At 59.5% G+C, this 24,192-nt stretch carries 23 protein-coding genes and 1 pseudogene; 17 read left to right on the forward strand and 7 right to left on the reverse strand.

The genetic code is table 11. From position 1 onward, the window contains the following. Positions 1-63: 63 nt before the first annotated feature. From AB4N47_RS03155 to AB4N47_RS03180, 6 genes are all read left to right on the forward strand, one after another. Positions 64-1,365: an ABC transporter substrate-binding protein gene (locus tag AB4N47_RS03155; protein WP_024014061.1), complete on the forward strand. Its 1,302-nt coding sequence runs from the start codon at positions 64-66 to the stop codon at positions 1,363-1,365. A gap of 119 nt (positions 1,366-1,484) precedes the next feature. Continuing rightward, positions 1,485-2,393, forward strand: coding sequence for a carbohydrate ABC transporter permease (locus tag AB4N47_RS03160; protein ID WP_016773533.1), 909 nt, complete (start codon positions 1,485-1,487; stop codon positions 2,391-2,393). After that, positions 2,386-3,231: a carbohydrate ABC transporter permease gene (locus AB4N47_RS03165; RefSeq protein ID WP_039758116.1), complete on the forward strand. Its 846-nt coding sequence runs from the start codon at positions 2,386-2,388 to the stop codon at positions 3,229-3,231. Before AB4N47_RS03160 ends, AB4N47_RS03165 begins: the two co-directional genes overlap by 8 nt. A gap of 2 nt (positions 3,232-3,233) precedes the next feature. Next, positions 3,234-4,394 (forward strand): ABC transporter ATP-binding protein, encoded by a 1,161-nt coding sequence (locus AB4N47_RS03170; protein ID WP_073472036.1) that lies wholly within the window; start codon positions 3,234-3,236, stop codon positions 4,392-4,394. 194 nt (positions 4,395-4,588) lie between these two features. Continuing rightward, a complete protein-coding gene (locus AB4N47_RS03175) occupies positions 4,589-5,938 on the forward strand; it encodes a carbohydrate porin (RefSeq protein WP_076563920.1) in 1,350 nt (449 codons plus the stop codon). A 308-nt stretch (positions 5,939-6,246) separates the two neighbouring features. Continuing rightward, complete coding sequence (locus AB4N47_RS03180) at positions 6,247-7,101, forward strand: D-hexose-6-phosphate mutarotase (protein ID WP_341638957.1); 855 nt, start codon at positions 6,247-6,249, stop codon at positions 7,099-7,101. A gap of 127 nt (positions 7,102-7,228) precedes the next feature. Here AB4N47_RS03180 and AB4N47_RS03185 read toward each other — a convergent pair whose 3' ends face one another. Next, on the reverse strand, positions 7,229-8,089 hold the full coding sequence (locus AB4N47_RS03185) for a MurR/RpiR family transcriptional regulator (RefSeq protein ID WP_169842436.1): 861 nt from the start codon (positions 8,087-8,089) through the stop codon (positions 7,229-7,231). A 226-nt stretch (positions 8,090-8,315) separates the two neighbouring features. Here AB4N47_RS03185 and zwf point away from each other — a divergent pair, with 226 nt between their 5' ends. From zwf to AB4N47_RS03205, 4 genes are all read left to right on the forward strand, one after another. Further along, positions 8,316-9,782: a glucose-6-phosphate dehydrogenase gene (gene zwf / locus AB4N47_RS03190; RefSeq protein WP_016773537.1), complete on the forward strand. Its 1,467-nt coding sequence runs from the start codon at positions 8,316-8,318 to the stop codon at positions 9,780-9,782. Then, complete coding sequence (pgl, locus tag AB4N47_RS03195; RefSeq protein ID WP_341638958.1) at positions 9,769-10,482, forward strand: 6-phosphogluconolactonase; 714 nt, start codon at positions 9,769-9,771, stop codon at positions 10,480-10,482. The genes zwf and pgl overlap by 14 nt, the downstream gene beginning before the upstream one ends. A 17-nt stretch (positions 10,483-10,499) precedes the next feature. Further along, on the forward strand, positions 10,500-11,165 hold the full coding sequence (locus AB4N47_RS03200; RefSeq protein ID WP_016773539.1) for a bifunctional 4-hydroxy-2-oxoglutarate aldolase/2-dehydro-3-deoxy-phosphogluconate aldolase: 666 nt from the start codon (positions 10,500-10,502) through the stop codon (positions 11,163-11,165). Positions 11,166-11,335: 170 nt separating this feature from the next. Beyond that, entirely contained in the window at positions 11,336-11,908 is a 573-nt protein-coding gene (locus tag AB4N47_RS03205; RefSeq protein WP_341638959.1) for a peptidase associated/transthyretin-like domain-containing protein, read from the forward strand. Here the strand turns inward: AB4N47_RS03205 and AB4N47_RS03210 are convergent. Together AB4N47_RS03210 and AB4N47_RS03215 are read right to left on the reverse strand one after the other, a co-directional pair. Further along, a complete protein-coding gene (locus AB4N47_RS03210; protein ID WP_341638960.1) occupies positions 11,905-13,086 on the reverse strand; it encodes an aminotransferase class V-fold PLP-dependent enzyme in 1,182 nt (393 codons plus the stop codon). The two genes, AB4N47_RS03205 and AB4N47_RS03210, sit on opposite strands and share 4 nt — an antisense overlap. Positions 13,087-13,116: 30 nt before the next feature. Then, entirely contained in the window at positions 13,117-13,353 is a 237-nt protein-coding gene (locus tag AB4N47_RS03215) for a DUF3820 family protein (protein ID WP_003227425.1), read from the reverse strand. 206 nt (positions 13,354-13,559) lie between these two features. Between AB4N47_RS03215 and AB4N47_RS03220 the strand changes: the two genes are divergently transcribed. Next, positions 13,560-14,027: a ferritin-like domain-containing protein gene (locus AB4N47_RS03220; RefSeq protein ID WP_016773542.1), complete on the forward strand. Its 468-nt coding sequence runs from the start codon at positions 13,560-13,562 to the stop codon at positions 14,025-14,027. Between the two features lie 123 nt (positions 14,028-14,150). Here the strand turns inward: AB4N47_RS03220 and AB4N47_RS03225 are convergent, their stop codons facing one another. Both AB4N47_RS03225 and AB4N47_RS03230 read right to left on the reverse strand, forming a co-directional pair. Continuing rightward, a complete protein-coding gene (locus AB4N47_RS03225) occupies positions 14,151-14,621 on the reverse strand; it encodes a MaoC family dehydratase (RefSeq protein WP_003227420.1) in 471 nt (156 codons plus the stop codon). A 46-nt stretch (positions 14,622-14,667) separates the two neighbouring features. Next, complete coding sequence (locus tag AB4N47_RS03230; protein WP_341638961.1) at positions 14,668-15,612, reverse strand: alpha/beta hydrolase; 945 nt, start codon at positions 15,610-15,612, stop codon at positions 14,668-14,670. A gap of 225 nt (positions 15,613-15,837) precedes the next feature. On the opposite strand from AB4N47_RS03230, the gene fadD2 reads away from it, so the two are divergent. Next, the gene (gene fadD2 / locus AB4N47_RS03235) at positions 15,838-17,526 is read left to right on the forward strand and encodes a long-chain-fatty-acid--CoA ligase FadD2 (protein ID WP_341638962.1); all 1,689 of its coding nucleotides are present in this window, start codon (positions 15,838-15,840) and stop codon (positions 17,524-17,526) included. A 349-nt stretch (positions 17,527-17,875) separates the two neighbouring features. After that, positions 17,876-19,573 carry a long-chain-fatty-acid--CoA ligase FadD1 gene (gene fadD1 / locus AB4N47_RS03240; RefSeq protein ID WP_024014053.1) on the forward strand — a complete coding sequence of 566 codons (1,698 nt, stop codon included), beginning with the start codon at positions 17,876-17,878 and terminating at the stop codon, positions 19,571-19,573. A 162-nt stretch (positions 19,574-19,735) separates the two neighbouring features. Here the strand turns inward: fadD1 and AB4N47_RS03245 are convergent, their stop codons facing one another. Further along, entirely contained in the window at positions 19,736-20,113 is a 378-nt protein-coding gene (locus AB4N47_RS03245) for a hypothetical protein (RefSeq protein ID WP_016775519.1), read from the reverse strand. A 194-nt stretch (positions 20,114-20,307) separates the two neighbouring features. Here AB4N47_RS03245 and AB4N47_RS03250 point away from each other — a divergent pair, with 194 nt between their 5' ends. The 3 genes from AB4N47_RS03250 to def all read left to right on the forward strand — a co-directional run bounded on the left by AB4N47_RS03250 (position 20,308) and on the right by def (position 22,155). Beyond that, positions 20,308-20,499, forward strand: a complete 192-nt coding sequence (locus AB4N47_RS03250; protein ID WP_042607250.1) for a CsbD family protein — start codon at positions 20,308-20,310, stop codon at positions 20,497-20,499. Between the two features lie 163 nt (positions 20,500-20,662). Beyond that, positions 20,663-21,619 carry a YihY/virulence factor BrkB family protein gene (locus AB4N47_RS03255; RefSeq protein ID WP_137213982.1) on the forward strand — a complete coding sequence of 319 codons (957 nt, stop codon included), beginning with the start codon at positions 20,663-20,665 and terminating at the stop codon, positions 21,617-21,619. Then, positions 21,616-22,155 carry a peptide deformylase gene (def, locus tag AB4N47_RS03260; protein ID WP_341638963.1) on the forward strand — a complete coding sequence of 180 codons (540 nt, stop codon included), beginning with the start codon at positions 21,616-21,618 and terminating at the stop codon, positions 22,153-22,155. The genes AB4N47_RS03255 and def overlap by 4 nt, the downstream gene beginning before the upstream one ends. Positions 22,156-22,236: 81 nt before the next feature. Here def and AB4N47_RS03265 read toward each other — a convergent pair whose 3' ends face one another. After that, entirely contained in the window at positions 22,237-22,644 is a 408-nt protein-coding gene (locus tag AB4N47_RS03265; RefSeq protein WP_341638964.1) for a GNAT family N-acetyltransferase, read from the reverse strand. 823 nt (positions 22,645-23,467) lie between these two features. Here AB4N47_RS03265 and AB4N47_RS03270 point away from each other — a divergent pair. After that, positions 23,468-24,136 (forward strand): annotated as a pseudogene (locus tag AB4N47_RS03270) (PAS domain-containing protein); the annotation flags it as partial. Positions 24,137-24,192 lie beyond the last annotated feature (56 nt).

Genomic DNA, 24,192 nt, shown 5'->3' on the forward strand with positions numbered 1-24,192 from the left:
TAAACTCCGTGCAGCGCAAGCACCAGACTTGCAATGCATAACAACAAGAAAGGTACATCTCGAATGAATGCGATTTCTCGCCTCGCTACTGTCATTTCTGTCGCCTCCCTGTTCCCGCTCGCAATCCTGCCGCTCAGTGTCTCCGCTGCCGATTCCAAAGGTTCGGTGGAAGTCGTGCACTGGTGGACTTCCGGTGGCGAAAAAGCCGCTGTCGATGTGCTCAAGGCCCAAGTTGAAAAAGACGGTTTCACCTGGAAGGACGGCGCTGTCGCCGGTGGTGGCGGTGCGACTGCCATGACCGTGCTGAAAAGCCGTGCCGTTGCCGGCAACCCGCCAGGCGTTGCTCAGATCAAAGGCCCGGACATCCAGGAATGGGCGTCGACCGGCCTGCTCGACACCGACGTTTTGAAAGACGTCGCCAAGTCGGAAAAGTGGGACAGTCTGCTCGACAAGAAAGTCTCCGATACCGTGAAGTACGACGGTGATTACGTGGCCGTGCCGGTGAACATTCACCGCGTGAACTGGCTGTGGATCAACCCGGAAGTCTTCAAGAAAGCCGGCATCACCAAGAATCCAACCACCCTCGAAGAGTTCTACGCAGCCGGCGACAAGCTGAAAGCGGCGGGCTTCATTCCGCTCGCCCACGGCGGTCAGCCTTGGCAGGACAGCACCGTGTTCGAAGCGGTGGTGCTCTCGGTCATGGGCGTGGATGGCTACAAGAAAGCCCTGGTCGATCTCGACAACAAGGCGCTGACCGGCCCGGAAATGGTCAAGGCGCTCACCGAGCTCAAGAAAGTCGCGACCTACATGGACGCGGACGGCAAAGGCCAGGACTGGAACCTCGAAGCGGCCAAGGTCATCAACGGCAAGGCCGGCATGCAGATCATGGGTGACTGGGCCAAGTCCGAATGGACCGCCGCCAAGAAAGTCGCCGGCAAGGACTACGAGTGCGTAGCGTTCCCGGGCACCGACAAGGCGTTCACCTACAACATCGACTCGCTGGCCGTGTTCAAGCAGAAGGACGCAGGCACTGCGGCCGGTCAGCAGGACATCGCCAAAGTCGTGCTGGGTGAGAACTTCCAGAAAGTCTTCAGCATCAACAAAGGCTCGATCCCGGTACGCAACGACATGTTGAACAACATGGACAAGCTCGGCTTCGACTCCTGCGCACAGACCGCTGCCAAGGACTTCCTCGCGGACGCCAAGTCCGGCGGCCTGCAACCAAGCATGGCGCACAACATGGCGACCACGCTGGCCGTGCAGGGCGCGTTCTTTGACGTAGTCACCAACTACATCAACGACCCGAAAGCCGACCCGGCCGATGCGGCGAAGAAACTCGGCGCGGCGGTTCAGTCGGCCAAATAGGCGCCTTGACGGCGAGCTGCAAGCTTCAAGCTTCAAGCTGCAAGTTAAAGGCTTGCGCGCTGCTGGTCTTGTAGCTTGCAGCTTGCAGCTGTTCTTCTCTTTCTTTTCTGGATTTGCTCATGAGTTCTGTTGCTGTGTTCAGCAAGGCCTCGCCGTTCGATGCATTGCAGCGCTGGCTACCAAAACTGGTGCTGGCGCCGAGCATGTTCATCGTGCTGGTGGGCTTCTATGGCTACATCCTGTGGACGTTCATTCTGTCGTTCACCACCTCGACTTTCCTGCCCAACTACAAGTGGGCCGGTCTGGCGCAATACGCGCGGTTGTTCGACAACGATCGCTGGTGGGTGGCGAGCAAGAACCTCGCCGTGTTCGGCGGCATGTTCATCGGCATCACCCTGGTGATCGGCGTGTTGCTGGCGGTCTTCCTCGACCAGCGCATCCGTCGCGAAGGCTTTATCCGCACCATTTACCTGTACCCGATGGCGCTCTCGATGATCGTCACCGGTACCGCGTGGAAGTGGCTGCTCAACCCGGGCATGGGCCTGGACAAATTGTTGCGTGACTGGGGCTGGGAAGGCTTCCGTCTGGACTGGCTGATCGACCCTGATCGCGTGGTCTACTGCCTGGTGATCGCCGCTGTGTGGCAAGCCTCGGGCTTCATCATGGCGATGTTCCTCGCCGGCCTGCGTGGCGTCGATCAATCGATCATCCGTGCTGCACAGATCGACGGCGCGAGCATGCCGCGCATCTACTGGAAAGTCGTGCTGCCAAGCCTGCGTCCGGTGTTCTTCAGTGCGGTGATGATCCTCGCGCACATCGCGATCAAGAGCTTCGACCTCGTTGCGGCAATGACCGCCGGCGGTCCGGGTTATTCCTCCGACCTGCCAGCGATGTTCATGTATTCCTTCACCTTCAGTCGCGGCCAGATGGGCATGGGCTCGGCCAGTGCGATTCTGATGCTCGGTGCGATCCTCGCGATCATCGTGCCTTACCTGTATTCCGAGCTGAGGACCAAGCGTCATGACTAGTCTTGCTGCCAAACCCGCTATCAGCTTGAGCCGCATCGCAATCTATGCGGTGCTGATCCTTGCGGTGTTCCTCTATCTGGTGCCGCTGGTGGTCATGTTGCTGACCAGCTTCAAGACCCCGGAAGACATCAGCACCGGCAACCTGCTGAGCTGGCCGACCGTGGTCAGCGGCATCGGCTGGGTCAAGGCCTGGGCCACGGTTGACGGCTACTTCTGGAACTCGATCAAGATCACCGTACCGGCGGTAATCATCTCCACCGCCATCGGTGCGTTGAACGGTTACGTGCTGTCGATGTGGCGCTTTCGTGGTTCGCAGTTGTTCTTCGGTCTGCTGCTGTTCGGCTGCTTCCTGCCGTTCCAGACCGTGCTGCTGCCGGCCTCGTTCACCCTCGGCAAGATGGGCCTGGCGAGCACCACCACCGGCCTGGTCTTCGTGCACGTGGTCTACGGTCTGGCGTTCACCACGCTGTTCTTCCGCAACTACTACGTGAGCATTCCCGACGCGCTGGTCAAGGCTGCGCGTCTGGATGGCGCCGGGTTCTTCACGATTTTCCGCCGCATCATTCTGCCGATGTCGACGCCGATCATCATGGTCTGCCTGATCTGGCAGTTCACCCAGATCTGGAACGACTTCCTGTTCGGGGTGGTGTTCTCCAGCGGTGATTCGCAACCGATTACCGTGGCGCTCAATAACCTGGTCAACACCAGCACCGGCGCCAAGGAATACAACGTGGATATGGCAGCGGCGATGATCGCCGGCCTGCCGACCCTGCTGGTCTATGTGGTCGCAGGCAAGTATTTCGTGCGCGGGCTGACGGCCGGCGCGGTCAAGGGGTAATCATGGCTACGCTTGAACTTCGCAACGTAAACAAGACCTACGGGGCCGGCCTGCCGGACACCCTGAAGAACATCGAACTGTCGATCAAGGACGGTGAATTCCTGATCCTCGTCGGCCCGTCGGGCTGCGGCAAATCGACCTTGATGAACTGCATCGCCGGTCTGGAAACCATCACCGGCGGCGCGATCATGATCGGTGATCAGGATGTCAGCGGCATGAGCCCCAAGGATCGCGACATCGCCATGGTGTTTCAGTCCTACGCGCTGTACCCGACCATGAGCGTGCGCGAGAACATCGAGTTCGGCCTGAAGATCCGCAAGATGCCGCAGGCAGCGATCGACGAAGAAGTCGCCCGCGTCGCCAAGCTGTTGCAGATCGAACACCTGCTCAATCGCAAGCCGGGCCAGCTCTCCGGTGGTCAGCAGCAGCGCGTGGCGATGGGTCGTGCTCTGGCGCGGCGGCCGAAGATCTATCTGTTCGACGAACCGCTGTCGAACCTCGACGCCAAGCTGCGCGTCGAGATGCGCACCGAAATGAAACTGATGCACCAGCGCCTGAAAACCACCACGGTCTACGTAACCCACGACCAGATCGAAGCGATGACCCTGGGCGACAAAGTCGCGGTGATGAAGGACGGCATCATTCAGCAATTCGGTACGCCGAAAGACATCTACAACAACCCGGCCAACCTGTTCGTGGCGAGTTTCATCGGTTCGCCGCCGATGAACTTCATTCCCCTGCGTTTGCAGCGCAAGGACGGTCGTCTGCTGGCGCTGCTCGACAGCGGCCAGGCGCGCTGCGAATTGCCGATGAGCATGCAGGACGCCGGGCTTGAAGACCGCGAAGTGATCCTTGGCCTGCGCCCGGAGCAGATCGTTCTGGCGAATGGCGAGGGCAATGGTCTGCCGAGCATCCGTGCCGAAGTGCAGGTCACCGAACCGACCGGTCCGGACACCCTGGTGTTCGTCAACTTGAACGACACCAAGGTCTGCTGCCGACTGGCGCCGGACGTGGCACCGCAGGTAGGCGAAAGCCTGACGCTGCAGTTCGATCCATCGAAAGTGTTGTTGTTCGATGCCAATACCGGTGAGCGTCTGGGCGTTGCGGGCCAGGTGCAGACAGAGACCCGGTCGGCGAACGTGGCGCAGTTCAAAGGGCGCTGAAGTACAAAATGTGGGAGCGAGCCTGCTCGCGAAAGCGGTCTGACATCCAGCATTGATGTCGCCTGTTCCACCGCATTCGCGAGCAGGCTCGCTCCCACAAAGGAGCACGCGGTGCCCGGCCTGTCGAGCACTGCAATTTATGTAAACCGCGTTAGATAAAAACAGTTAATAACAATAAAGACGAGGATGTAGGGATGAAAAAGAAACACGTCAATGCCCGGTTGATCTGCCAGGTTTCTGCGGCAGCTGCACTGGTGCTGGCCGGTAATGCGATGGCGGCGGATGCGTTCAGCTCCGACTCCAAGTGGATGACCGGCGACTGGGGCGGCGAGCGCACCAAGCTGATCGAGCAGGGTATCGACATCAAGGCCGACTACGTTGGTGAGATGGGCGCCAACCTGAACGGTGGCTACAACGACGACAAGACTGCGCGTTACGCCGACCAGTTCGGTCTGGGCGTGGCCCTCGACCTGCAGAAACTGTGGGGCTGGGACAACACCCAGGCGAAGATCCAGCTGACCAATCGTAACGGTTACAACATCTCCAACGACCGCGTTGGCGATCCGCGTGCCGGCACCCTCAGCTCCTCGCAGGAAGTCTACGGCCGTGGCCACATGGTGCGTCTGACCCAACTGTGGATCCAGCACCAGTTCTTCGACAACAAGCTCGACGTCAAGGCCGGTTACTTCGGCGAAGGCGAAGACTTCAACACCTTCCCGTGCGACTTCCAGAACCTGGCGTTCTGCGGTTCGCAAGTGGGTAACTGGGCGACCAACATCTGGTACAACTGGCCCGTCAGCCAGGCCGCGATCCGTGTGAAGTACAACATCAACGACGAGCTCTACGCGCAAATCGGTGCGTACAACCAGAACCCGTCGCAGCTGGAACACGGCAACGGCTTCAAGCTCAGCGGCAGCGGCACCAAAGGTACGGTGCTGCCGGTTGAATTGGTGTGGTCGCCGAAGGTCAACAGCCTGCCGGGCGAATACCGCGTCGGTTACTACAAGAGCACGGCCGATGCCGACGACGTTCGCGAAGACGTCAACGGTTTCGACGCGGCAACCACCGGTGACGACTACAAGTCGCACAACAGCAAAAGCGGTTACTGGTTCGTCGCGCAACAGCAACTCACCAGCCACAACGGTGATGCGACTCGCGGTCTGAACATCGCTGCCAACGCGACTTTCCACGACAAGGACACCAACTTCATCGACAACTACCAGTCGGTGATGTTTGTCTACAAAGGCCCGTTCGACGCGCGTCCGAAAGATGACATCGGTATCGGCGCTGCGCGTATCCACGTCAACAAGGACGTCAAGCGCAACGCTGAACTGCTGAACGCTGCCAACGGTGTGTCCGACTACGACAACGCCGCGTTCTCGCCGATTCGTGAGACCGAATACAACTACGAGCTCAACTACGGCATCCATGTCACCAACTGGCTGACCGTGCGTCCCAACCTGCAATACATCACCCATCCGGGCGGTGTGGATGAAGTCGATAACGCTTTGGTCGCTGGCCTGAAAATTCAGTCAACGTTCTGACGCGTCTGCGATAAGCTCCTCTCTATGTGCGCATTTTGCGGACAGCCAAGGCTGTCCGCTTTTTTTTGTGACACAGGTCAGATGTGTTGCTTGATGATTTTTTGTGGCTGGAGAATTTTTTGTGGCGAGGGGATTCATCCCCGCTGGGCTGCGAAGCGGCCCCAAAGCCATCCACTGAGGTGTATCAGCGAGAGGCCGTTTTCCAGGTTTGCGACTGCTTCGCAGTCGAACGGGGATAAATCCCCTCGCCACAGTATTCAAGGGTCACAAAGGTAATTGTAACTCCATGATTTTCAGGACCGTAGCCAATGCATGAGCATCCGCTGCAACGCTTCTTCAAATCCCTGCGCGAGCGGCCGGTGTTCGCCTGGGAGCGCTATCAGACGCGCGACGTGTTGGTGATCGATCATCCGCTGTGTCAGGCGGTGTTCAGTCGTCAGGGTGCGCAGTTGCTGCACTTTCAACCGCGCGGGCAGAAGCCGTGGTTGTGGTGCGCGGCGAAGTGGCCGCATGTCGGCGCGATTCGCGGTGGCGTGCCGGTGTGCTGGCCGTGGTATGGCCGTCATCCGAGCGAAAACGCGTGGCCGTCCCATGGTTGGGCGCGACTGCTCGACTGGAAACTGCTCGACAGCAGCAGCGCCGAAGACGGCGTGCGCCTGCACTGGCAATTACAGCTGTGCGATTGGCAGGTCGACCTGCACGCGCACCTGGGCGAACGCATGGAATTACGCCTGAGCACCGAGCATCAGGACGACATGCCGTGCCAGTTGAGCCAGGCTTTGCACGCTTACTGGCGTATAGGCGATGTTGGTGAGATAGCGCTGTCTGGGCTCGAAGGCGCGCAGGGTTATGACCAGTTGAATCGTCAGGTTTGCCAGCAGGAAGGCGAGTTGCGGGTGGATGGCGGCTGTCAGCGGGTGTTCCAGCATGACGGCGAATTGCAGCTCAAGGATCACGCCTGGCAGCGCGAGTTGTGCATCGATACCGGTGACAGCGGCGACACCGTCGTCTGGCATCCCGGCGCGCGGCCGTTGCTGGGGGTGAGCTGGGACGAGGTATCGGAATTCGTTTGCGTAGAAGCAGCGGCGGGCGGCACCGACAGCCTGCACCTGGCGCCGGGGGAGAAGGCACATTTGAGTTTGCAGGCGTGGGCGGCGGCTTGATTGAAAGCCCCGCGGCGAGTCGACTGGCCCTTTCGCGAGCAGGCTCGCTCCCACAGGGGAATGCATTCCAAAATGTGGGAGCGAGCCTGCTCGCGAAGAGGGCGGATCAGTCAGCCGAGATTCCGGATCAATTGAACTCGTCACCCACCGGATACCGGCTGGCATTCAAGCTCTCTTTGATCTTGCGCAGATGCGGCTGGAAATCCACGCCACGGCGCAGGGTCATTCCCGTTGCCAGCACATCCAGCACCGTCAACTGAATGATCCGCGAGGTCATCGGCATGTAAATGTCGGTGTCTTCCGGCAACGGAATGTTCAGGCTCAAGGTACTGGCCTTGGCCAGCGGCGAATTCTCCGCCGTCAAGCCCAACACCGAAGCGCCGTTTTCCCGGGCAATCCGCGCCACTTCCACCAGCTCGCGGGTACGCCCGGTGTAGGAAATGATCACGAACAGCTCACCGGTGTGCGCCACCGAAGCAATCATTCGCTGCATCAGCACATCGGCATGCGCAGTGACCGCAAGGTTGAAGCGGAAGAACTTGTGCTGCGCATCCAGCGCCACCGGGGCAGAGGCGCCGAGGCCGAAGAAATGGATCTGCCGGGCCTGGATCAACAGGTCGACGGCGCGGCTGATCAGGTTCGGGTCGAGCGCCTGACAAGCGCTGTCCAGGGAAGCGATGGCGCTGCCGAAAATCTTCTGCGTGTACGCCTCGGGATTGTCATCGGCCTCGACCGCGCGGCTGACATACGCCGCGCCACTGGCCAGGCTCTGCGCCAATTGCAGCTTGAGTTCGGGGTAGCCGCTGACACCGAACGAGCGGCAGAAACGGTTGACCGTCGGTTCGCTCACCGAGGCGGCCTGGGCGAGGGCGGCGATGCTGAAGCGGGTGGCCTGCTGCGGGTTGAGCAGGATCACCTCGGCGACCTTACGTTCGGCCTTGTTCAGCTCTTCAAGGCGACTCTGGATCTGTTCCAGTAAATTTCGCACGCGGTCCATATGGAATTCCTGATTCACCGACGCAGAGTTGCGTCGGGCTATGCAAATTGGGCCTTTGATATGGCCCGTGACGGTGGCCTATCCTACTGATGCGTCCGGGCGACCACCACTCGGATTGAGTATTCTGCGAAAATGTTGTGGTTATTACTACATTTTCCCTTGAGTGATGCCTTGAAAAAAGGTATTTGTAGCTTAACTTGATAAAAGAACAAACATCATGCCTTCCATTACGGTTGAACCGTGCACCTTTGCCTTGTTCGGCGCGCTTGGCGATCTGGCCCTGCGCAAGCTGTTTCCTGCCCTGTATCACCTTGACGGTGCCGACCTGCTGCACGAGGACACGCGCATCATCGCGCTGGCCCGTGAGCCCGGCAGCGAGCAGCAGCACATGGCGTTCATCGCCGCCGAATTGCGCCGTTACGTCGGCAAAGAGCTGAACGAAACCGTGGCCGAGCGCTTTCTCGCGCGCCTGACCTACCTGCACGTCGACTTCCTCAAGGCTGAGGATTACGTGGCGCTGGCGGAACTGGCCGGCAGCAGCCAGCGCATGATTGCCTACTTCGCTACTCCGGCGGCGGTGTACGGCGCGATCTGCGAGAACCTCGAGAAAGTCGGTCTGGCCGAAAACACCCGTGTAGTGCTGGAAAAACCGATCGGCTCTGACCTGGAGTCCTCGCGCAAGGTCAACGACGCCGTCGCGCAGTTTTTTCCGGAAGACCGCACCTACCGCATCGACCACTATCTGGGCAAAGAGACCGTTCAGAACCTGATCGCCCTGCGTTTCGCCAACAGCCTGTTCGAAACCCAGTGGAACCAGAATTACATCTCCCACGTGGAAATCACCGTGGCCGAGAAGGTCGGCATCGAAGGCCGTTGGGGCTATTTCGACAAGGCCGGCCAACTGCGCGACATGATCCAGAATCACCTGTTGCAGCTGCTCTGCCTGATTGCCATGGACCCGCCGGCCGACCTGTCCGCCGACAGCATCCGTGACGAGAAAGTGAAAGTGCTCAAGGCGCTCGCGCCGATCAGCCCGGAAGGCCTGACCACACAAGTGGTGCGCGGCCAGTACATCGCTGGCCACAGTGAGGGCAAATCCGTTCCGGGTTACCTCGAAGAACCGAATTCCAACACCCAGAGCGACACCGAAACCTTCGTCGCCCTGCGTGCCGACATCCGCAACTGGCGCTGGGCCGGCGTGCCGTTCTACCTGCGTACCGGCAAGCGCATGCCGCAGAAGCTGTCGCAGATCGTCATCCACTTCAAGGAACCGTCGCACTACATCTTCGCCCCGGAGCAGCGTCTGCAGATCAGCAACAAACTGATCATCCGCCTGCAACCGGACGAAGGCATTTCCTTGCGCGTGATGACCAAGGAGCAGGGCCTGGACAAGGGCATGCAACTGCGCAGCGGGCCGCTGCAATTGAATTTCTCCGACACCTGGCGTAGCGCGCGGATCCCCGATGCCTATGAGCGGTTGTTGCTGGAAGTGATGAACGGCAATCAGAACCTGTTTGTCCGTAAAGATGAAATCGAAGCCGCGTGGAAGTGGTGTGACCAGCTGATCGCCGGTTGGAAGAAATCCGGTGACGCGCCCAAGCCGTATGCGGCCGGGTCGTGGGGGCCGATGAGCTCCATTGCTTTGATCACGCGGGACGGGAGGTCGTGGTATGGCGATATCTGATGTGCAACTGCCGACGGGCGTGACTGCCCGCGAATTCAACAGCCCGGTGCTGCTCGCCGAAGGCCTGGCGCTGAACGTTGCCAAGCAACTGAGCGACGCCATTGCTGCACGCGGCAACGCGGTACTGGTGGTGTCCGGCGGGCGCAGCCCGGTAGCGTTCTTCCAGCACCTGGCGAAGCAGGAGCTGGACTGGTCGAAGGTCGTTGTGACCTTGGCCGACGAACGCTGGGTGCCGGTGGAACATGCCGACAGCAATGCCGGCCTGCTCAAGCAGTATCTGCTCAAAGGCCCGGCAGCCAAGGCGCAGTTCCTCAGCCTCTACAGCGCGGCGGCCAACGTCGAGCAGGGTGCGGAACAGGCCGATCGTCTGCTCGGCGAACTGCCGCCGATCGACGTGCTGGTATTGGGCATGGGCGATGACGGTCACACCGCGTCGCTGTTCCCCGACAGCCCGAACCTCGCCGAAGCCCTGCAAGCCGATGGCACACGCCGTTGCTGGCCGATGCTGGCGCCCAGCGTGCCACGTCAGCGCCTGACCATGAGCCGCGCGCTGCTGGCCTCGGCCCGGCACAAGATTCTGTCGATTTCCGGTCAATCGAAACTGACCACCCTGAATGCCGCGCTGGCATCCGATGACGTTGCGGCCATGCCGGTGCGCGCGTTTCTGCAACCCACGTTAGAGATTTACTGGTGCCCATGAGCCAAGGAACAGCCGCTATGACAACCCCATCCCCGACCGTTTCCATGGCGGACAAAGTTGCCCTGATCGACAGTCTCTGCGCCAAGGCGCGGATCCTGCCAGTGATCACCATCGCCCGCGAACAGGACGTGCTGCCACTGGCCGACGCCCTCGCTGCCGGTGGCCTGACTGCGCTGGAAGTGACCCTGCGTTCGCAGTTCGGCCTCAAGGCCATTCAGATCCTGCGCGAACAGCGCCCGGAACTGATGACCGGTGCCGGCACCGTGCTCGACCGCAATATGCTCGCAGCGGCGGAAGCGGCCGGTTCGCAATTCATCGTCACCCCGGGCATCACCCGTGACCTGCTCGAGGCCAGCGTCGACAGCCCGATTCCGCTGTTGCCGGGCATCAGCAACGCTTCGGGGATCATGGAAGGCTACGGTCTGGGCTATCGCCGCTTCAAGCTGTTCCCGGCGGAAGTCAGCGGTGGCGTGGCGGCAATCAAGGCGCTCGGCGGCCCGTTCGGCGAAGTGAAGTTCTGCCCGACTGGCGGCGTCGGCCCGGCCAATATCAAGAGCTACATGGCGCTGAAAAACGTCATGTGCGTGGGCGGTAGCTGGATGCTTGATCCGGAGTGGATCAAGAACGGCGACTGGGCGCGCATTCAGGAATGCACCGCCGAGGCCCTGGCGCTGCTGGACTGATCTTTACCCCTACACCTCGTTGTGTGCTTTACGGCTTTATGGTGCGCTTGGTCGGCGCACCTTTTTTTGCGCTGAAAAAACTGCCGATACATGCCGCGATACATAGTTACTGCACGCTGGCTTTTTCACGGGGTTAATCTGCGTCCATCTTATGGAAGAGAGAACGCCTCATGGACGACCGTCAGTCTCTGACCCTTACACCACAATCCCGTTATCAACCGCAGCAACTTCCCCTCGGCCGCCCCGCAGCCGATTCCCAAGTGCGCAATATCAGCCAGGGGGTCCAAGGCCTGCCGCTGATCCTGCGTCTGTCGCTGGTCGATGCGATGACCAGCGAGCCAGTCATCGGCGCGCTGGTGCGCATTCAACAGCGTGTCGATGGCGACACCAGCCTGGGCGGCAGTCAATCGACCGACAGCCATGGCATCGTCCGTTTCACCAGTGTCTATCCGGATCGGCCGGCGCACGGCGCTGCTTGCCTGAAGCTGAACGTATTCATTCCCGGCGACGAAGCAGGAGCGCAAGCTCACCACGAGGCCTGGGCCGGCACCTTGCACCTCCCAGGCCGCTGCGGCTGTGAAGCTGCCGCCGAGGACGCCTTGCAGTTGGTATTGCAGCCGATCGCCGGCGCCGATCTTGAAGACGGCGCCTTCGCCTGCCTGACCCTCGGCATCGACACCTTCGCCGTGTCGTCGCAGCTTGGCCTTGAAGGCTACGAAAAAAACTCCGGAGCGCCGTTCTAGCGCAGTTGGTTCAGCGCCCGAACCAGCTGCTCCATCTCGCCGGCCGTGGTGGTCAGCCCCGGGGTGATGCGAATGCACGGCCCGCACGCGGCGCCGGTGCGCACCACGGTGAACAGGTTGAACTCGCTGAGCAGCCGCTCGGCCATGGCCTGTTGATCGGCATGCCGGGTGAAGCGCAGCGCGGTGATCCCGCAATACAGTTGCGGATCGTCCGGAGTCAGCACCTCGATGCCCGGCAGGTGCCGCACGGCGCTGACCCACAGGTTGCGCAGGTAATTCAGGCGTGGGCTTTTGGCTGCTGCGCCGCCGAGGGCGTCGTGCTCTTCGAACACCAGCGGCAAGGTCATCAGCGCCGGGATGTTCGGCGTGCTGTACGAGGTGCGCGCGCGAATATCGCTGACCGGGTAATGCATCTCGCCCATGTCCGGATCGATATCAGCCAGACGCTGCGGGGCGATATAGATGAAGCCAAGGGTCAGCGGTGCGCCGATCCATTTGTGCAGGTTGTAACCGGCGAAAGCGATGCTCAAGGCTTGCAGGTCGAATTCAATCTGGCCGAGAGCGTGGGCACCGTCGAGGATGATGTCGACACCATGCTCTTTGGCCAGCGCGGCGATGGCCTGCACCGGCATGACCAGACCGGTGCGATGGGTGACATGGGTCAGCGCCATCAGTTTGAGTTTCGGGTGGCGGGTGAAAGCTTCGCGGTAGCTTTCCAGCAGGCTGTCGAAACTGGCGGGATGGTGGTGGGTAATCTCGATGACCTCAACGCCACGCTGTTGCGCCAGCCAGCGCATGGCGCCCTTGACCGTGTCGTATTCGAGGTCACAGATCAGCACCTGATCGCCCGGTTGCAGGCGATTGTAATTGCGGATCAGCGATTGCAGGCCTTCGGTGGCATTGCGCGTCAGCGCCACGCTTTGCGCGCGCACGCCGATCAGTTCGGCCAGTTGCGCGCGAATCTCAAGGTTGTCGTGCTGTTCAAAGCGCTGGCGCACATAAATCGAGTTGCTGGTGTTGATCAGCTCGATATTGCGCTGGTACTCCTCGATCACCGTGCGCGACATGCGCCCGAAGTAACCGTTTTCCAGATTGACCGGGCCGGGCTGCACATCGTATCGGTCGGCGAATGTCTGCCAGAAGGCTTCGTCACGGGCGCGGCGGGTGTTGTCAGGCATGGTCGGCAAGGCTCAAGAGGGAAGGGCGCGTCAGTGGCGCGGGGCGGGTTTGCCGTGTTTGGCGCGCAGCGGTTCGAGCAGGTCGGACAGGCCGTTGTGGTCGATCTCCTGCATCAACGCCAACAGGCCACCGAGTTCACCGTGGGGAAAGCCTTCACGGGCGAACCAGTTCAGATAGGGGCCAGGCAAGTCGGCAATGATCCGCCCTTTGTATTTGCCGAAGGGCATCTCGCGGGTGATCAGCAGTTCGAGTTTTTCCGGATTCATCAGCACGCTTCATCGATTCACATGACAGCCTGGAAAATACAGGCATTCTGCATGCAGGCCAAATGACAGATCATGCAAAAAACCAGCATACAGATGGTTCAATCTTTCTTAAGTAACTGAAAAAAAAGACATTTTTACCTGAAGCGAAGCTGGCACGCACACTGCAATATCCCTTGCATCTTCAACCCATCGCAAGGAATTGAAAAATGACCGACATGAATAAAGAAGCCATTTCTGTACTCAACGACCTGATTGAAACCTGCAAGGACGGTCAGGAAGGGTTCAAGACTTGCGCCGAAGACATCAAGCACCCAGAACTGAAAACCCTGTTCGTGCAGCGCTCCGCCGATTGCGCCACCGCAGCAGCCGAGCTGCAGGCTCAGGTACGTTCGCTGGGCGGTGATCCGGAAACTTCGACCAGCGTTGCCGGTGATCTGCACCGTCGCTGGGTCGACGTCAAATCCATGTTCACCGGTAAAGACGAAGAGGCTGTGCTTAACGAAGCCGAGCGCGGTGAAGACCATGCGCTGAAGGCTTATCGTGAAGCGATCGAGAAGATCAACAAGCACAATCTGGTTGGCATCAAGGATCTGGTTGAGCGTCAGTACCACGGCGTACAACGCAACCACGACCAAGTGAAAGCCCTGCGTAACCAGGCTCGTGCGAACTCTTAAGCTGCACTGAAACAACTGTGGGAGCGAGCCTGCTCGCGAATTCGGTGTGTCATGCAATGTTGCTTTTGCTGACACGACCACTTCGCGAGCAGGCTCGCTCCCACTTTTATTTTGTGCGACTGATCAGCCGATACTGATCGCCGGCAAAGTCGGCAACGTCACCGTCTGCTGTTTACGTGGCGCGAGAATCTCCGCCTCGCCATCCACCACCAATTCATCACGCTGATTGAATACGCGAGTGGCAATGCGCACGCGGAATTTCGGCAGTTTCTCCAGAATCTCCAGGCGCACCGTCAGCGTGTCGCCGATCTTCACCGGCTTCTGAAAGCTCATCTGCTGACCGATATAGATAGTGCCCGGCCCAGGCAGCTCGCAGGCTACCGCGGCACTGATCAGCGCACCGCTGAACATGCCGTGGGCGATGCGTTCCTTGAACATGCTGGCGGCGGCAAATTCGGCGTCCAGGTGCACCGGGTTGTGGTCGCCCGACATCGCGGCGAACAGCTGAATGTCGCGCTCTTCGACAGTCTTGCTGTAGCTGGCGGTCTGGCCGACTTCAAGGGCTTCGTAAGGGATGTTGGTAACCTGGGTCATCGGTTTCGATTCCTGTGACGGATTTCAGTGAATCCACAAAAAAAAATTATTCGCTGCGCTGTGGGCGCCGGTGGCTCAGGGCCTGGTCGATCCAGGCGAGCACATCGGTAGTCACTTCGTCGCGATTGCTTTCATTGAACAATTCGTGCCGGGCCTGCGGGTAGATCTTCAGTTGCAGATGCTGGCTGCCGGCCCTGCGCAAGGCATTGGCCAGATCTGTCAGACGCTTGCCCTCGCTCACCGGATCACATTCACCGCCAATCACCAGCAGCGGCAGGCCCGGATCGATCTGCGCGAGATTGGACGCTTTGCTGATTTGCTGCAACCCACCGAGCAGGTCGATCCACAGCTGATTGGTGCAGCGAAAGCCGCACAACGGGTCGGCGGCGTACTTGTCGACCTCGGCCGAGTCGCGGCTCAGCCAGTCGAAACGGGTGCGCACCGGTTTGAATTTATTGTTGAACGAGCCGAACGACAGCCATTCGATCAATGCACTGCGGCCCTTGCCGCCCTGGCGCAGTTTTTCCAGCCGGGCGATCTGCCGGGCGGCGCGGTACAGCGCCCCTGGCTGGTAATTCGAGCCGCTGAGAATCGCCCCGTGCAGACTGGCGCTGTGGTGCAGCAGATAGGCCTGGGCGATGTAGCTGCCCATGCTGTGGCCGAGCAGGATAATCGGCACGCCGGGATGTTGCTGGCCGATGTGCTGATTGAGGCTGGCCAGATCGCCGACGACCTTGCGCCAACCGTCGTCATCGGCGAAATGGCCGAGGGTGCCGTTGTCGGCGGTACGACCATGGCCGCGCAGATCCGGGGCGTACACGCCATAGTCTTTGTCGCAAAACGTGTCGGCGAGCCGCGCGTAGCGAGCGCTGTGTTCGGCCATGCCATGGGCCAGCAAAATCACCGCTTTCAATGGCGCGGCCGGCAGCCAGCGGTTGACGTACAGGCGGCTGCGGTCACTCGCGTCCAGCCAGAAGGTGTCGTGGGTCATGGCGATTCCTTTGCTCAGCATCGCCACAGTGTATAGCGCGTCTGATCAGCTCACGCCACGGCAGGAAGATTCACGGGATCAATGAGGGCTTGCGTCATATTTGCCTCAATGGCCATAGCTGCTAGTGTCCGTGAAGCTCCGCTTTGTGCTTTTCGCCTTCCATGGACGAAGCAGAAACGACAGAAAGCGGCTCCCGGATCGGCTCAGGTAAAGAGGACAAGAACAATGCAACCTGATTTCTGGAATGACAAACGCCCGGCCGGCGTACCGCTGGACATCGACATGGGCGAGTTCAAGTCGGTCATTGAAGTGTTTGAGCGTTCCTGCAAGAAATTCGCTGACCGCCCGGCGTTCAGCAGCATGGGCATCACCCTGACCTACGCCGAGCTCGAGCGCCAGAGCGCGGCGTTTGCCGGATACCTGCAGGCCCATACCGATCTGGTGCCGGGGGATCGCATTGCGGTGCAGATGCCCAACGTTCTGCATTATCCGATTGCCGTGTTCGGCGCGCTGCGCGCCGGGCTGATCGTGGTCAACACCAACCCGCTGTACACGCCACGGGAAATGCGCCACCAGTTCAAGGATTCCGGCGCGCGCGCGCTGGTCTATCTGAACCTGTTCGGGCAGAAAGTCCAAGAAGTGCTGCCCGACACCGACATCCAATATTTGATCGAAGCGAAGATGGGCGACCTGATGCCCACCGCCAAAGGCTGGCTGGTCAACACCGTGGTCAGCAAAGTGAAGAAACTGGTTCCCGAGTATTCGCTGCCGCAAGCCACTTCGTTCAAAAGCGCGCTGCGCATGGGCCGCGGCCTGGGCATCAAACCGCTGAACGTCGGCCTCGATGACATCGCCGTGCTGCAATACACCGGCGGCACCACCGGCCTGGCCAAGGGCGCGATGCTCACCCACGGCAATCTGGTGGCGAACATGCAGCAGGTGCGCGCCTGTCTGGCTCAGCTCGGCGCGGACGGTCAGCCGCTGTTGCGCGAAGGCCAGGAAGTGATGATCGCGCCGCTGCCGCTGTACCACATCTATGCCTTCACTGCGAATTGCATGTGCATGATGGTGTCCGGCAACCACAACGTGCTGATCTCCAATCCGCGCGACATCGCCGGCTTCATCAAGGAACTGAAGAACTGGCGCTTCTCGGCGCTGCTGGGTTTGAACACCTTGTTCGTTGCGCTGATGGATCATCCCGATTTCAAGACCCTGGATTTCTCCAGCCTGAAGCTCACCAACTCCGGCGGCACTGCGCTGGTCAAGGCCACCGCCGAGCGCTGGGAGCTGATGACCGGTTGCCGTATCACCGAAGGCTACGGCCTGACCGAAACCTCGCCGGTGGCGTGCACCAACCCATACGGCGATCAGTCGCGCCTGGGCACTGTCGGCCTGCCGGTGCCGGGCACGCTGGTGAAAATCATCAACGATGACGGCGTCGAACAGCCGCTGGGCGAGCGCGGCGAGCTGTGCATCAAAGGCCCGCAGATCATGAAGGGTTACTGGAACAAACCCGAAGCCACCGCCGAAGTGCTGGATGCCGAGGGTTGGTTCAAGTCTGGAGATATCGCCGTGATCGACCCCGACGGTTTCGTGCGCATCGTCGATCGCAAGAAGGACATGATCATCGTCTCCGGCTTCAACGTTTATCCCAACGAAATCGAAGACGTGGTCATGGCCCACCCGAAAGTCGCCAACTGCGCGGTCATCGGCGTGCCGGACGAGCGTTCGGGAGAGGCGGTGAAGCTGTTTGTGGTAGCGCGGGAGAGCGGGGTCAGCCTGGAAGAGCTGAAGGCTTACTGCAAAGAGAATTTCACGGCCTACAAGGTGCCGAAGCACATCGTGTTGCGTGAGTCGTTGCCGATGACGCCTGTAGGGAAAATTCTGCGGCGCGAGTTGCGGGATATCGCATAAAGGTTACAAGCGAAAAGATCGCAGCCTTCGGCAGCTCCTACAGGAAACGCATTCCAAAATGTAGGAGCTGCCGAAGGCTGCGATCTTTTGCTTTTACACCCCATGACTACGGGGCTTTCACGGTTTAATAGGATTTTTGCTCTAAAATGACCGCTGGCAAGTCTTGAGTCATCAATATGACTGTAGGGCCCACGTTTGGCTCTGGTCGACCCTTGGCAAAGCTGCTACTCTCGGCGCGCTTTGTGACTTCTCGGCCTGTAAAACGCCGGATTCACCAATACAAAACACACACCAATAATAATCGCATCAAATGCGGTGAAGAATTCGCGTTGCTGAGGAGTGGGCTTCCATGATCGAAGACTTTTGGAAGGATAAGTACCCGGCTGGAATCGCAGCCGAGATCAATCCAGACGAGTATCCGAACATTCAGGCAGTGTTGAAGCAATCCTGCCAACGCTTCGCCAACAAACCGGCTTTCAGCAACCTCGGCAAGACAATCACCTACGGTGAGCTGTACGAGCTGTCCGGTGCCTTTGCCGCGTATCTGCAACAGCATACCGACTTGCAGCCCGGTGATCGAATCGCCGTGCAACTGCCCAACGTCCTGCAGTATCCGGTCGCGGTCTTCGGCGCCATTCGCGCCGGGCTGATCGTGGTCAACACCAACCCGCTGTACACCGCGCGGGAAATGGAACACCAATTCAACGACTCCGGCGCCAAAGCCCTGGTGTGCCTGGCGAACATGGCGCACCTGGCCGAAGCCGTGGTGCCGAAGACCGGCGTCAAGCACGTCATCGTCACCGAAGTCGCCGACCTGCTGCCGCCGATCAAGCGCCTGCTGATCAACAGCGTCATCAAATACGTGAAGAAAATGGTCCCGGCCTATCACTTGCCCAAAGCCATCAAATTCAACGACGTCCTGAGCAAGGGCCACGGCCAGCCAGTGGCCGAAGCCAACCCGGACAGCGGCGATGTCGCGGTGCTGCAATACACCGGCGGCACCACCGGCGTAGCCAAGGGCGCGATGCTGACGCACCGCAACCTGGTCGCCAACATGCTGCAATGCAAGGCGCTGATGGGCTCCAACCTCAACGAAGGCTGCGAGATCCTGATCACGCCGCTGCCGCTGTATCACATCTATGCGTTCACCTTTCATTGCATGGCGATGATGCTGATCGGCAACCACAACATCCTGATCAGCAACCCGCGCGACCTGCCGGCGATGGTCAAGGAGCTGTCGAAGTGGAAGTTCAGCGGTTTTGTCGGTCTGAACACGCTGTTCGTGGCGCTGTGCAACAACGAAGGTTTCCGCAAACTGGATTTCTCCGCGCTGAAAGTCACCCTGTCCGGCGGCATGGCCCTGCAACTGGCGGCAGCCGAGCGCTGGAAAGCCGTGACCGGTTGCGCCATCTGCGAAGGCTACGGCATGACCGAAACCAGCCCGGTGGCCACGGTCAACCCGATCCAGCACATCCAGATCGGCACCATTGGCATTCCGGTACCGTCGACCCTGTGCAAAGTCATCGACGATGCCGGTGTCGAGCAGCCGCTGGGTGAAATCGGCGAGCTGTGCGTCAAGGGCCCGCAAGTGATGAAGGGTTACTGGCAGCGTCAGGAAGCCACCGATGAAATGCTCGACAGCGACGGCTGGCTGAAAACCGGTGACATCGCGCTGATCCAGCCGGACGGCTACATGCGCATTGTCGATCGCAAGAAAGACATGATTCTGGTGTCAGGCTTCAACGTCTATCCGAACGAACTGGAAGACGTGCTGGCGACTTTGCCGGGCGTGTTGCAGTGCGCGGCGATTGGCGTGCCGGACGAGAAGTCGGGTGAGGCGATCAAGATTTTCATCGTCGCCAAACCGGGCGTGACCCTGACCAAAGAGCAGGTCATGGACCACATGCGCGCCAACGTTACCGGCTACAAGGTGCCGCGCTCGGTGGAGTTCCGCGATGCGCTGCCGACTACCAACGTCGGCAAGATCCTGCGCCGCGAATTGCGGGATGAAGAGCTGAAGAAGATCAAGGCCAAGTCTGCCGCGTAAATAAAAAGCCCCGCAGATGCGGGGCTTTTTGTTGGTGAACTGATCGTTCCCACGCTCCGCGTGGGAATGCCGCCCCGGACGCTCCGCGTCCAGCACTGCAGGGACGCAGAGCGTCCCGAGATGCATTCCCACGCAGAGCGTGGGAACGATCAAGTGCAAATCCTACTGACGAAACGGCGCAAAATTCACATTGGTCCCCGCCGGTCGCATGTCCTGCAGATACGAATCCTTGTCCGCACTCAATTCCAGACTCAGCGCCGCCTTGCGTTTGCCTTCGTTGCGAATCACCAGGCCTTCGAGCTTTTCGCGCAGGAACACCGTCGGCACTTTCAGGTGCAGCAACTCATCGGTGGCCGGGGTGTGCAGCAGCAAGTGAATCCACTCGTACTGACCGATGGCCAAGCGCGACACCGGCAGGTCGAACCACCAGATATTGCGGTTACGGTTCAGTTCGGCGAAGTGGCAGTTGTTGGTGCCGAGCACGGCGCCGCCCAGTTCCTGGTTGCGACGGGCGATGGCCTGGGTTTTATTGAGCTTCATGACATTCCTGCGAATCGGTGTGCCGGGCTCAGCGCCCGTAGGCTGAGCATTCTCGGGGCAACGCCGGCAAACATAAAGCGCAACCTGCATGCCACGACGAAATGCCGGCAAAATAAATGAAACTCGGCGCAAAGCGCACCGGTCAATCGTTACGTAATGACTTTTCTTCCCTTTATGCTTCACGGAGAAACACCATGAGTAGCACAGGCGATAAAGTAAAAGGCATGGCCAACGAAGCCGTCGGCAACGTCAAACAAGGCGTCGGCAAAGCTACTGACAACGACAAGCTGCGGGCTGAAGGCAAAGTCCAAGAGAAAAAAGGCGAAGCCCAGCAAGCGGTCGGCAACGCCAAGGACGCTGTGAAAAAAGGCGTCGACAAGGCCTAAGCGAGCCTTGAACGAATCACACGAGCGGCCATCCAAGGATGGCCGTTTTTGTATCAGAACCCTGCGGTCATCCGCCAAAGGCTCGTCAACTAGGCTACCTTGAGGTAAAAAACGGCCCCTGAGTCGCCACGACTTCAACCTTTTGCGGCGCAAGGAGACGCGAATGATATTCCCGGACATGAAAGGTCTGCCCCTGCACCGGGTGATGGTGCGCACGGTCACTGAATTCGTCGATGACGAAATGTCGACCTACGCCTCGGCGCTGGCCTACCAGATGCTGTTCTCGCTCTTCCCGTTCATTCTCTTCCTGATCGCCCTGATCGGTTTCCTGCACCTGCCGGACTTTTTCTCCTGGCTGCGCCTGCAATCTGAACTGGTCCTGCCGCCGCAAGCGCTGGAGCAGGTCAATCCGGTGATCGACCAGTTGCAGCAATCCAAGGGTGGCCTGCTGTCCATCGGTATCGTCATCGCCCTGTACACCGCGTCCGCCGGCGTGCGCCTGATGATGAGCGCGATGAACGCCGCTTACGACGTGGTCGAAGGCCGACCGGTGTGGAAGCGTTTCCCCTTGTCGATCGTCTACACCGTCGGCATTGCCGGCATGCTGCTGATTGCCGCGGCGCTGATGGTGCTCGGGCCGCAGGTGATGGGCTGGATCGCCGCACAAGTGGGGCTGGAAGACTTCATCGTCACGGTGTGGACTATCGCGCGCTGGCCGGTGATCGTGATTCTGATGATGGTCGCGGTAGCGCTGATCTATTACGTGATGCCTGACGTCAAACAGGACTTCCGTTTTATCACCCCAGGTTCGGTGCTGGCCGTGGTGGTGTGGATTCTCGCTTCACTGGGCTTTGCCTTCTACGTAAAAACCTTCGCCAACTACAACGCGATGTATGGCAGCATCGGGGCGATCATCGTGCTGTTGCTGTATTTCTACATTTCCGCCGCGGTGCTGTTGCTCGGCGCAGAAATGAATGCAGTGATCGAGCACATGTCCGCCGAAGGCAAGGACAAGGGCGAAAAGGCCCCTGGCGAGCCCGACGAATCCACCAAACAACACGTCTCGGGCCTGGGCCGCGATCATTCGCTCAAGCCGGACACTGACGAAGCGCGACCATGATTCGTGAAATTCTGAAAATGGGTGATGAGCGCCTGCTGCGCATCGCCGCGCCGTTACCACCGGAAATGTTCAACAGCGCCGAGCTCTGGCAATTGATCGACGACATGTTCCAGACCATGGAAAGCGTCGGCGGCGTTGGCCTCGCGGCGCCGCAGATCGGCGTCGACCTGCAACTGGTGATCTTCGGCTTCGAACACAGCGAGCGTTACCCGGATGCTGAAGCAGTGCCGCAGACGATCCTGATCAATCCGCTGATCACGCCGTTGAATCCGTTGATGGAAGAGGGCTTTGAAGGTTGTTTGTCAGTGCCGGGCCTGCGCGGTGCGGTGGATCGCTTTCAGCAGATCCGCTACGAAGGCTTTGATCCCAAGGGCGAGCCGATCGTGCGCGTGGCCTCGGGGTTTCATGCACGGGTGGTGCAGCATGAATGCGATCACCTGATCGGCCGGCTGTATCCGTCGCGGATTACCGATTTCAGCAAATTCGGTTTTACCGAAGTGCTGTTTCCGGACCTTGATCCCAACGTTGACGATTAACCAGAATCAAAAGATCGCAGCCTTCGGCAGCTCCTACAGGGATCGGTGTAGGAGCTGCCGAAGGCTGCGATCTTTTGATCTTCAAACTAGCCCCATCGCAATCATCGGTTTGCTCCGCGCATACCGGCTCAACCGCTCGGCCATCGCCTGCGGCAGCGGCGGATTGAAACTGAAGCCACGCCGCTCATAAAACCCGCGCAGATCCGGATGGCAGAACAGCCACACCGGCTCGTCCACCTTAGCAACCGCCGCTGCGATCAGTTGCGCAGCAATTCCCTGCTCGCGACACCCCGGATCAACAAACAACCCCGTCAGCCAATGCCCGCCCGATACCGGACGCAGGCACAGCGCCGCAACGATCTCGCCGCGCCGCGCTACCCACAACTGCGCCTCGCGCACAGCTTTCATCGACGACTGGTGGCTGCGGTAGAACTTGTTCATCAGCGGCCACAACGATTCGTCGAGCTGGCTGTAGTGGATATCGGGCATAAGGTCGGCTGTTGTGCGAAAAGCGCCGATTATAAAAGAACGCGCGCCACGGGATAGGTGTATACCTGAACTCACACCCCTGTGAGTGGAGTACCAATCATGTCCAAAGGTATGGATTCAAAGAAAGCCGCGAAGAAGAAACCGGCCAAGACCGCCATCGAAAAACGCGCAGAGAAGAAAGCCAAGAAGGTCGACATTTTCGGCCATTGATCAAACCCTTCGGAAGCCCGGTTGCGGGCTTCCGCTTCGCTGGCGAAAACGCCCGTTTTCACCACACTGTTTCCCGCGCTGAACCGTTTCTTGTGCAAAAAATGCCAGATACTGGCCGACTAGTGGCCTTGCGCCCGGCGTCGGGATGGCTATGCTTTGCAGGTAACTAACCATGTCGACCGTCATGCCAAAAGGGCGCGGTACCGGGTTGGTCCGTGATTCATGCTGCCAGAGTGCGCAATCCAAGGCACCGACACTGAACCAACAAGGAGCGTCATCTAAATGGAAGTTCTTCTACGCGTTAGGGCTGGCCCGCGTGCGGGCTATCAAGAAAAGGATGTCTTGATCAGAGCGTCGCTGCTGGGACCCTCCGATTGATCATCATTTATCACCTGACAACTTCCTCCCGTGGAGGAAGGCGTGTGCCTGTTCTGTGGAACGTAGTGATGGATCTTGCAAGACCTGAACTTTCATCAAATCAAAAGAACGCGCGGAAGGTGATACAACCATGTTCAACCTACATCACAAGGCTGACCTGCGGGAAATCGAGCGTTTCAGCTGTGCGCTGACCGAGGCCAACGCGAAAATAGAGGCAATCAGCCGCTCGATGGCGATGATCGAGTTTACCCCGGACGGCATCGTTCTCGACGCCAACGAGAACTTCTGCAAGACCATGGGCTACAGCGCCGAAGAAGTGCGCGGCAAACACCATCGGATCTTCTGTGAAGAAAGCTTCTACCGCAGCGAGGACTACGCGAAGTTGTGGCGTGACCTGGCCCGTGGTGAACCGCTCAGCGGCACTTTTCTGCGTTTGAACAAGAGTGGCCGGGAGATCTGGCTTGAAGCCAGTTACATGCCGGTGTTCGGGCCCGACAAACAGGTCAGAAGTGTGATCAAGGTCGCGGCGGACATCACCGCGCGCATCAACAAAGAACATGAAGAAGAAGCCATGCTGGCGGCGATCGGTCGTTCCATGGCGGTGATCGAGTTCACCCCCGAAGGCAATGTCATCCGCGCCAACGACAACTTTCTGCAGACCATGCAGTACGCGCACCCTGAAATTGTCGGCCAGCACCACAGTCTGTTCTGTCACCGTGCCGAAGCCGAATCTGCGCAGTACAAGGCGTTCTGGGCTTCGCTCAATCGCGGCGAATATCACTCGCACCGTTTCGAGCGCAAGAACAAGTCCGGGCAGATGGTTTACCTGGAAGCCTCGTACAACCCGCTGTTCGATGCCAAGGGCCGCTTGTACAAAGTGGTCAAGTTCGCCAGCGACATCACCCGGCAGATGACCACTCTGCAGAACGCTGCGGAATCGGCCCACAGCACCTCGGTACA

This window comes from Pseudomonas sp. S3_G06, from assembly GCF_054667565.1.

Bases quoted from the DNA above. Each gene is read 5' to 3' on its own strand.
- AB4N47_RS03155 (WP_024014061.1), top strand. From the start codon at position 64: ATGAATGCGATTTCTCGCCTCGCTACTGTCATTTCTGTCGCCTCCCTG.
- AB4N47_RS03160 (WP_016773533.1), top strand. From the start codon at position 1,485: ATGAGTTCTGTTGCTGTGTTCAGCAAGGCCTCGCCGTTCGATGCATTG.
- AB4N47_RS03165 (WP_039758116.1), top strand. From the start codon at position 2,386: ATGACTAGTCTTGCTGCCAAACCCGCTATCAGCTTGAGCCGCATCGCA.
- AB4N47_RS03170 (WP_073472036.1), top strand. From the start codon at position 3,234: ATGGCTACGCTTGAACTTCGCAACGTAAACAAGACCTACGGGGCCGGC.
- AB4N47_RS03175 (WP_076563920.1), top strand. From the start codon at position 4,589: ATGAAAAAGAAACACGTCAATGCCCGGTTGATCTGCCAGGTTTCTGCG.
- AB4N47_RS03180 (WP_341638957.1), top strand. From the start codon at position 6,247: ATGCATGAGCATCCGCTGCAACGCTTCTTCAAATCCCTGCGCGAGCGG.
- zwf (WP_016773537.1), top strand. From the start codon at position 8,316: ATGCCTTCCATTACGGTTGAACCGTGCACCTTTGCCTTGTTCGGCGCG.
- pgl (WP_341638958.1), top strand. From the start codon at position 9,769: ATGGCGATATCTGATGTGCAACTGCCGACGGGCGTGACTGCCCGCGAA.
- AB4N47_RS03200 (WP_016773539.1), top strand. From the start codon at position 10,500: ATGACAACCCCATCCCCGACCGTTTCCATGGCGGACAAAGTTGCCCTG.
- AB4N47_RS03205 (WP_341638959.1), top strand. From the start codon at position 11,336: ATGGACGACCGTCAGTCTCTGACCCTTACACCACAATCCCGTTATCAA.
- AB4N47_RS03210 (WP_341638960.1), bottom strand. From the start codon at position 13,086: ATGCCTGACAACACCCGCCGCGCCCGTGACGAAGCCTTCTGGCAGACA.
- AB4N47_RS03215 (WP_003227425.1), bottom strand. From the start codon at position 13,353: ATGAATCCGGAAAAACTCGAACTGCTGATCACCCGCGAGATGCCCTTC.
- AB4N47_RS03220 (WP_016773542.1), top strand. From the start codon at position 13,560: ATGACCGACATGAATAAAGAAGCCATTTCTGTACTCAACGACCTGATT.
- AB4N47_RS03225 (WP_003227420.1), bottom strand. From the start codon at position 14,621: ATGACCCAGGTTACCAACATCCCTTACGAAGCCCTTGAAGTCGGCCAG.
- AB4N47_RS03230 (WP_341638961.1), bottom strand. From the start codon at position 15,612: ATGACCCACGACACCTTCTGGCTGGACGCGAGTGACCGCAGCCGCCTG.
- fadD2 (WP_341638962.1), top strand. From the start codon at position 15,838: ATGCAACCTGATTTCTGGAATGACAAACGCCCGGCCGGCGTACCGCTG.
- fadD1 (WP_024014053.1), top strand. From the start codon at position 17,876: ATGATCGAAGACTTTTGGAAGGATAAGTACCCGGCTGGAATCGCAGCC.
- AB4N47_RS03245 (WP_016775519.1), bottom strand. From the start codon at position 20,113: ATGAAGCTCAATAAAACCCAGGCCATCGCCCGTCGCAACCAGGAACTG.
- AB4N47_RS03250 (WP_042607250.1), top strand. From the start codon at position 20,308: ATGAGTAGCACAGGCGATAAAGTAAAAGGCATGGCCAACGAAGCCGTC.
- AB4N47_RS03255 (WP_137213982.1), top strand. From the start codon at position 20,663: ATGATATTCCCGGACATGAAAGGTCTGCCCCTGCACCGGGTGATGGTG.
- def (WP_341638963.1), top strand. From the start codon at position 21,616: ATGATTCGTGAAATTCTGAAAATGGGTGATGAGCGCCTGCTGCGCATC.
- AB4N47_RS03265 (WP_341638964.1), bottom strand. From the start codon at position 22,644: ATGCCCGATATCCACTACAGCCAGCTCGACGAATCGTTGTGGCCGCTG.